Annotated in this window: 7 protein-coding genes and 1 pseudogene; 2 read left to right on the forward strand and 6 right to left on the reverse strand. The window is 63.1% G+C overall.

Translation table 11 applies throughout. From position 1 onward, the window contains the following. The 5 genes and pseudogenes from EOA23_RS30350 to EOA23_RS30365 form a co-directional block, all read right to left on the reverse strand. Window positions 1-332, reverse strand: a pseudogene (locus EOA23_RS30350) (AP endonuclease); the annotation flags it as partial. A 123-nt stretch (window positions 333-455) separates the two neighbouring features. Continuing rightward, complete coding sequence (locus EOA23_RS30355; RefSeq protein WP_245474395.1) at window positions 456-1,916, reverse strand: AMP nucleosidase; 1,461 nt, start codon at window positions 1,914-1,916, stop codon at window positions 456-458. 272 nt (window positions 1,917-2,188) lie between these two features. Then, entirely contained in the window at window positions 2,189-2,392 is a 204-nt protein-coding gene (locus EOA23_RS30360) for a hypothetical protein (protein ID WP_127306839.1), read from the reverse strand. Window positions 2,393-2,458: 66 nt separating this feature from the next. Next, window positions 2,459-2,593, reverse strand: a complete 135-nt coding sequence (locus tag EOA23_RS37000) for a hypothetical protein (RefSeq protein ID WP_281058773.1) — start codon at window positions 2,591-2,593, stop codon at window positions 2,459-2,461. Between the two features lie 196 nt (window positions 2,594-2,789). Continuing rightward, window positions 2,790-3,131, reverse strand: a complete 342-nt coding sequence (locus tag EOA23_RS30365; protein ID WP_126064738.1) for a DUF2147 domain-containing protein — start codon at window positions 3,129-3,131, stop codon at window positions 2,790-2,792. 438 nt (window positions 3,132-3,569) lie between these two features. Between EOA23_RS30365 and EOA23_RS30370 the strand changes: the two genes are divergently transcribed. Both EOA23_RS30370 and EOA23_RS30375 read left to right on the forward strand, forming a co-directional pair. After that, complete coding sequence (locus tag EOA23_RS30370; RefSeq protein WP_042639605.1) at window positions 3,570-3,836, forward strand: sel1 repeat family protein; 267 nt, start codon at window positions 3,570-3,572, stop codon at window positions 3,834-3,836. A 442-nt stretch (window positions 3,837-4,278) separates the two neighbouring features. Further along, on the forward strand, window positions 4,279-5,400 hold the full coding sequence (locus tag EOA23_RS30375; RefSeq protein ID WP_127306840.1) for an ABC transporter substrate-binding protein: 1,122 nt from the start codon (window positions 4,279-4,281) through the stop codon (window positions 5,398-5,400). A gap of 52 nt (window positions 5,401-5,452) precedes the next feature. On the opposite strand, the gene EOA23_RS30380 is transcribed toward EOA23_RS30375, so the two are convergent. Beyond that, a partial coding sequence (locus EOA23_RS30380) for a biotin/lipoyl-containing protein (RefSeq protein WP_348628598.1) occupies window positions 5,453-6,006 on the reverse strand: 554 nt, incomplete at its 5' end.

Here is a 6,006-nt window from a genome sequence, read left to right on the forward strand (position 1 = left end):
TTCTTCGGCGTCGGATTGTTGAAGCGTAGGTTCATCTGCAGCAGGCTGTAGACGATCCGGTCGGCCGGCTTCGCGACCGCCTGCTGCGTCGACAACCTGGGCAGCGCGCTCGTGGTCGTGGCGAGGCATACAATGGCGAAGACCAGCGCCGCGACCGCCTGCAGCCGGTAGGAACCGGCAAGCAGCGGCAGCGCGAGCAGCGCGGTCAGCACGCTCAGATGCATGCGGAAATGCGAGAAGGAATCGAAGGCCGGATGCAGCGCGCCGAAGAACCCGGCCAGCAGCGCGGCCGAAAATGCCGTCATCGCCAGGAATGTCAGCTGAGCCATCATGCTCAAGCGCGCACCGCCCGTAGTCATCTTATTGCCCCGGCAATCCGTTCTGATCGCTTATCGGCCAAATTGCGGCTCAAGCAAGACGACGGATTGCCTCGCCAGCAGCTGGCTGGCATGCGCCTACTGGAACGCCGTCTCCGAGAAACTTCTTAGCTTGCGAGAATGCAGCCGCTCCATCGGCATTTCTGCAAGCTTCTCCATCGCCTTGATGCCGATGGTGAGATGCTGCGCCACCTGACGCTTGTAGAACTCGGTCGCCATGCCGGGCAGCTTCAACTCGCCATGCAGCGGCTTGTCGGAAACGCACAGCAGCGTGCCGTAGGGCACGCGGAAGCGGAAGCCGTTGGCGGCAATCGTCGCCGATTCCATGTCGAGCGCGATGGCGCGGGACTGCGACAGGCGCTGAACCGGTCCGCGCTGGTCGCGCAGTTCCCAGTTGCGGTTGTCGATGGTGGCGACGGTGCCGGTGCGCATGATGCGCTTGAGGTCGTAGCCAGAAAGTCCAGTGACTTCGGCCACGGCTTCCTGCAGCGCCACCTGGATCTCGGCCAGCGGCGGGATCGGGACCCAGACCGGCAAATCGTCGTCCAGTACGTGGTCCTCGCGCACATAAGCATGCGCCAGCACATAGTCGCCAAGCGCCTGCGTGTTGCGCAGGCCCGCGCAATGGCCGAGCATGACCCAGGCATGCGGCCGAAGCACCGCGATATGGTCGGTGATCGTCTTGGCGTTGGAGGGGCCGACGCCGATATTGACCATGGTGATGCCGCCATGGCCGGGCTTCTTCAGGTGATAGGCCGGCATTTGCGGCAGCCGTTGCGGCGGCGTGCCCTCGCTCGGCGCGCCGGCTCCCGCCTTGGTTACGACATTGCCCGGTTCGACGAATTCACTGTAGCCGCCTCCACCACTCTCCATCAGTTCGCGAGCCCGTGCCACGAACTCGTCGATGTAGAACTGGTAGTTGGTGAACAGCACGAAGTTCTGGAAGTGCTGCGGGCTGGTCGCCGTGTAATGCGTCATGCGGTGCAGCGAATAGTCGATGCGCTGCGCCGTGAACGGCGCGAGCGGCCTTGGCTCGCCGAACGCCACCTCGAACGTGCCGTTGGCGATCTGGTCGTCGGTGCCGTCGAGATCCGGCACGTCGAACAGGTCGCGGATCGGCCGCTTGATGCGCTCGGCGGCCGCGCCGTCGACATAGCTGCCTTCCAGGAAGGCGAAATGCAGCGGAATGGGCGTCGTCGATTCCGACACCGTCACCGTCACGCCGTGGTTGCGCATGATGAGGCGAAGCTGCTCGATGAGGTAGTTCTCGAACAGCTGCGGCTGGGTGATGGTGGTGGCGAAATGCCCGGGCGTCGGCATATGCCCATAGGCCTGGCGCGAGTCGACCTGGCTGAACGAAGTCGTGGTGACGCCGATCTGCGGATAGAAGGCCCGGTAGCGCTTGCTCTCGTCGGCGCCGGCGGCAAGAGCGGCGAAGGAATCGCGCAGGAATTTGGTGTTGCGGTCGTAGAGCGCCTGCAGCGCCGCGACGGCCTTTTTGGCGTCATGGAAGCTCTGCGCGCCGAAAGGCTCCGGCATGACGACCGATTCGATGGCTTGGGGGTAGATTCGCTTTTCCATGTCTCAATATAGAGATTCAGGATGGCGCTTGGGAGGGGGATGTGGGACCGCGAGAGCCGATAGCGTCGATTTTCTTCGGATGTGTTTAATGCATGTCGCCCAGAAGTGTGCGCGGTTCTGGGACAACGACATGCAGCAAAACAAAGACTTAAAGCGCCTCGCCTGAACCCGGTTCAGCGCGACGCGCTTTAAGGCGCGCTGGCTACGAGCCAGTCGCGCCGTTCGACACTCTATAAAGCTTGCCCGCGCTGCAGGCTGACCAGCAGCACAAAGCCGACGCTCCTGTTCTTGTTCGCCGGCGCCTCGATCCTGTGGCCGGTGTCGGCGCGCATCATCGGCACAGCCAGCACCGGGGCGGCGAGCAGCATCAGGATGAGCGTCGCCCGCGGCAGCAGCCTCAGGATCTTCGTTGTGGTGGCGGCGATGCGGTTCATTTTGGTGGTGTCCCGATTTTCAACGTGGTCGATTTTCAACTTTGTCGTTTCAGCGCGTCGCTTGGTTCACGGAGCCGAGAATGAAGCCACGGGCCGTTCCCACAAGCGGGCCGAGTGGCCGCCTTCGGCCACCAGGATGGCGAAGAGCATGCCGAATAGGCTCATCAGCAGGCAGACGACGGTGAAGCGACGGGCAAGCATTTCTCTCTCCTTCAATGCGGGAGAGAATGCCGCAATGCCTCTGAACCGGTTCTGAGACCGGTATTCATCTGCGGTTCAAAATGATTGACGAGGTCTCAAGCCGCCGCCGGCGACAAGACCGTTCGGCGGAGCGCCGCCGCCGCAAAAGAAAACGGGGCCGCTCGGGGCCCCGTTTCGGATGATCTCGGAAGGTCAGTTACAGCTTGTGCCAGGTCTGGCTCTTGCAGATCAGGCCGCCGAGCACGCAGCCGCTCATCTTGAGCGATGTGCCCGACAGCGTCGCCTTGCCGGAATAGGTCTTGTCGGTTTCCGGGTCGGTGATGGTGCCGGTGTATTTGTTGTCGCCGGCCGCCTTGAAGGAGCCGATCGTCTTGCCGGAGTACTTGCCGGATTTCAGCGTGATGGAGAACGCATCGCTGCCGGCGATCGCCGCCGTTGAGCCGGCCTGCGTCTTCCAATTGCCTTCGATCGGGTCGGCCCACGCGGCGCCCGCCATGATCAAGGTGGCCGCCAGGGCCAGGCTCGTCTTTCGAAACATCTTGTGCTCCTCCCAATGGGCATGCGGGGACTCCGGCCCGCCTTCCAGTCCCTTACGCAAAGGTAAAGCTAGTCCAGCTCCCGCCAAAACAAAAGCGGTGCCGCTACGGAAGGTTGTAGCGTTTTTCGCCTCGCGCATGGCCGAAAATGAACGGCACTGGAAAAACGCTTCGGTTCCCGTGGTTAGCGAAGTCTTGATTCCGCTCCCGCCAATTTTCATCGAATTTGACGCAAAACCCCGCAAACGCTGGATTCCCATGCTTAACGGTTTCCCGCGTTTACCTCTTGTTTTAGCTTTGTTTTCCGCAAATTAAGCAAGCCATTTAACGACGGATTCAAGGCCAGGCTTCATCCTCGAAAGCATCGAAAGAGCGGCCCGCCCCGAGGGAAATCAAGGGACAGAAGGAGGCAGCTCTCGGGAGCCAGACAGGGGATTGAAATGGCACGCTTTGAAATGCTTGAAGACGGCTTCGGCGCCATGGGGGCAACTGCCCAGGCCGACATTCTTTTCGAACTGGGCATGATGTATGCGACCGGCCGCGATTGCGAGACCGATGTCGTCGCCGCCCACAAATGGTTCAACATCGCCGCGATCAAGGGTTCGGTCCGCGCCGCCGAGCTGCGCTCGGAACTGTCTGCCACCATGTCGAAGGTGGAGATCGCCATGGCGCTGCGCGAAGCCCGCGAATGGATGACGATGCACTGATCCTGCGCGCAGCGCTGAGAGGTTGATTTGGACAAGGCCGCGAAAAGACGGCCGGCCCACAAGACCAAGAACGCGGCAGGCCAACAGGGCAAAGCCGCGCCGACCATGATCCCGAACCGAAGGTCCACGCAGTGAAAAGTGGAGTGCGGTTTTCGGATAAGATCATGGTCCACTAGAAACAGGGAAGCGAGCGGGTTTCAGGCGCGGGGCGTCTGGGGAGCTCGACTGCAAAAGCCGCGACCGACCGAAACAAGGTCGGCGCGGCTTTTTGCATTACGCCAGGTGATCACGCGGGCGCGTGGCCCAAGAAATCCTCGCCGGAATGAACCAAAACGGGTCTCATTGTCCTCTCGACAGTCTCGGCGAAGGGTGAAATTGTCCCGGCTCTGTGAAAGAAGCGCGGCCCATGCCGCCGCGCACAAGTGGAGGAGTTCTTATAACCATGAAAAGATTGGGTATTTTGAGCGCGGCCGCATTTGGCCTGATGATGAGCGCCCCGGTTGCCTTTGCCGACGACATCACCATTTCGGTGGTCGGCCCGATGACCGGCCAGCTCGCCACCATCGGTGACCAGTTCAAGCAGGGCGCGCAGGCTGCCGCCGAGGCCATCAACGCCGCCGGCGGCGTCAACGGCTCGCAGATCAAGCTCGACATCGAGGACGACCAGTGCGATCCGAAGCAGGCGGTGTCGGTTGCCAACCGCATCGTCGCCAACGGCGTCAAGTTCGTCGACGGCCATGCCTGCTCGGGCTCGAGCATTCCGGCCTCCGCCGTCTATGCCGAAGCCGGCACGCTGATGATGAGCCCGGCCTCGTCGAACCCGGTGCTGACCGACGCGGCCGCCAAGTCCGGCTGGCCGACGATCATGCGTCTCTACACGCGTGACGATGCGCAGGGCGCCTTCATCGGCCCGTGGATCGCCAAGAAATATGCCGGCAAGAATGTCGTCGTCCTGCACGACAAGAGCGCCTATGGCCAGGGCGTTGCCGACGCCGTCAAGGCGACGATGAATGCGGGCGGCCTCAAGGAGGTCGACTATGAAGGCATCAATGCCGGCGAGAAGGACTATTCGGCCCTCGTCACCAAGCTGAAGGAACTCAAGGCCGACGTCGTCTATTTCGGCGGCTACCACCCCGAGGCCGGCCTGATCCTGCGCCAGGCGGCGGAGCAGAACGTCAAGTTCCAGCTGATCATGCCGGACTCGATCGCCTCGCCGGAATTCTGGCAGGTCGCCGGCCCGGCCGGTGAAGGCACGCTGTTCGTCTTCCCGTCGGACCCGCAGGCCAAGCCCGAAGCGAAGGACGCGGTCGCCAAGATCAAGGCCGGCGGCTTCACCCCGGAAGGCTTCACGTTGTTCTCCTATGCCGTGATCCAGGCCGTCGCCGAAGGCGTCAAGCGCGCCGGCACCGACGATCCGGCCAAGGTCGCCGAGGCGCTCAAGGACGGCAAGCCCATCAGCACCGTCGTCGGCGAGGTCATCTTCGACGAGAAGGGCGACCTCAAGAACGCCAGCTACGACATCAACCAGTGGCACGACGGCAAATACGCGCCGATCCAGCAGTAAGTCGGTTCTGTTTGTGTGAAGGTGGCCGGGGCTCGTCCCGGCCACTTTCGTTTTATCGCTGGTCCTCCGTGAACCGCACCAGCACAGTGCCGTCGCTGACCTGTGCGCCCTCGGCCGCGATCTCGGCGATCACCCCGTCATGCGGGGCAGCGATCATGTGCTCCATCTTCATCGCCTCGAGGATCAGAAGCGGCTGGCCCTTGATCACGGCATCGCCCGCCGCTGCCCTCACCAGCTTGACCAGCCCCGGCATCGGCGCGCGCAGGCTGCCCGAGGCGCTACCCGCCTCGTCGGCCTTGGCCAGCGGATCGGGAACCGTGAAGGTGTAGCCCACCGCGCCTTCGAAGACGGTGACACGGCCTGGCCAGCGGACCGCGCGCGGCATGGTCCTCAGATCATGCGTGTTGACGGCATCGTGCGGCGCCTCCAGCGCCACCTGGAAACGGCCGTCCGGTCGTGCCGTTACCCGGGCCAGGATGTTCTCGTCGCCATGGCGCAGGCCGATGCGGCGCGCGAGGGTGTGGAAATGCGCATAGCCCGAAAGCGCCGACCACGGATCTGCGGCCGCACCCGGCGCGCCGGCGTCGGTCGCGGCCAGCGCCGCGG

It is taken from the genome of Mesorhizobium sp. M2A.F.Ca.ET.042.01.1.1, from assembly GCF_003997405.1.
Taxonomy (GTDB): domain Bacteria; phylum Pseudomonadota; class Alphaproteobacteria; order Rhizobiales; family Rhizobiaceae; genus Mesorhizobium.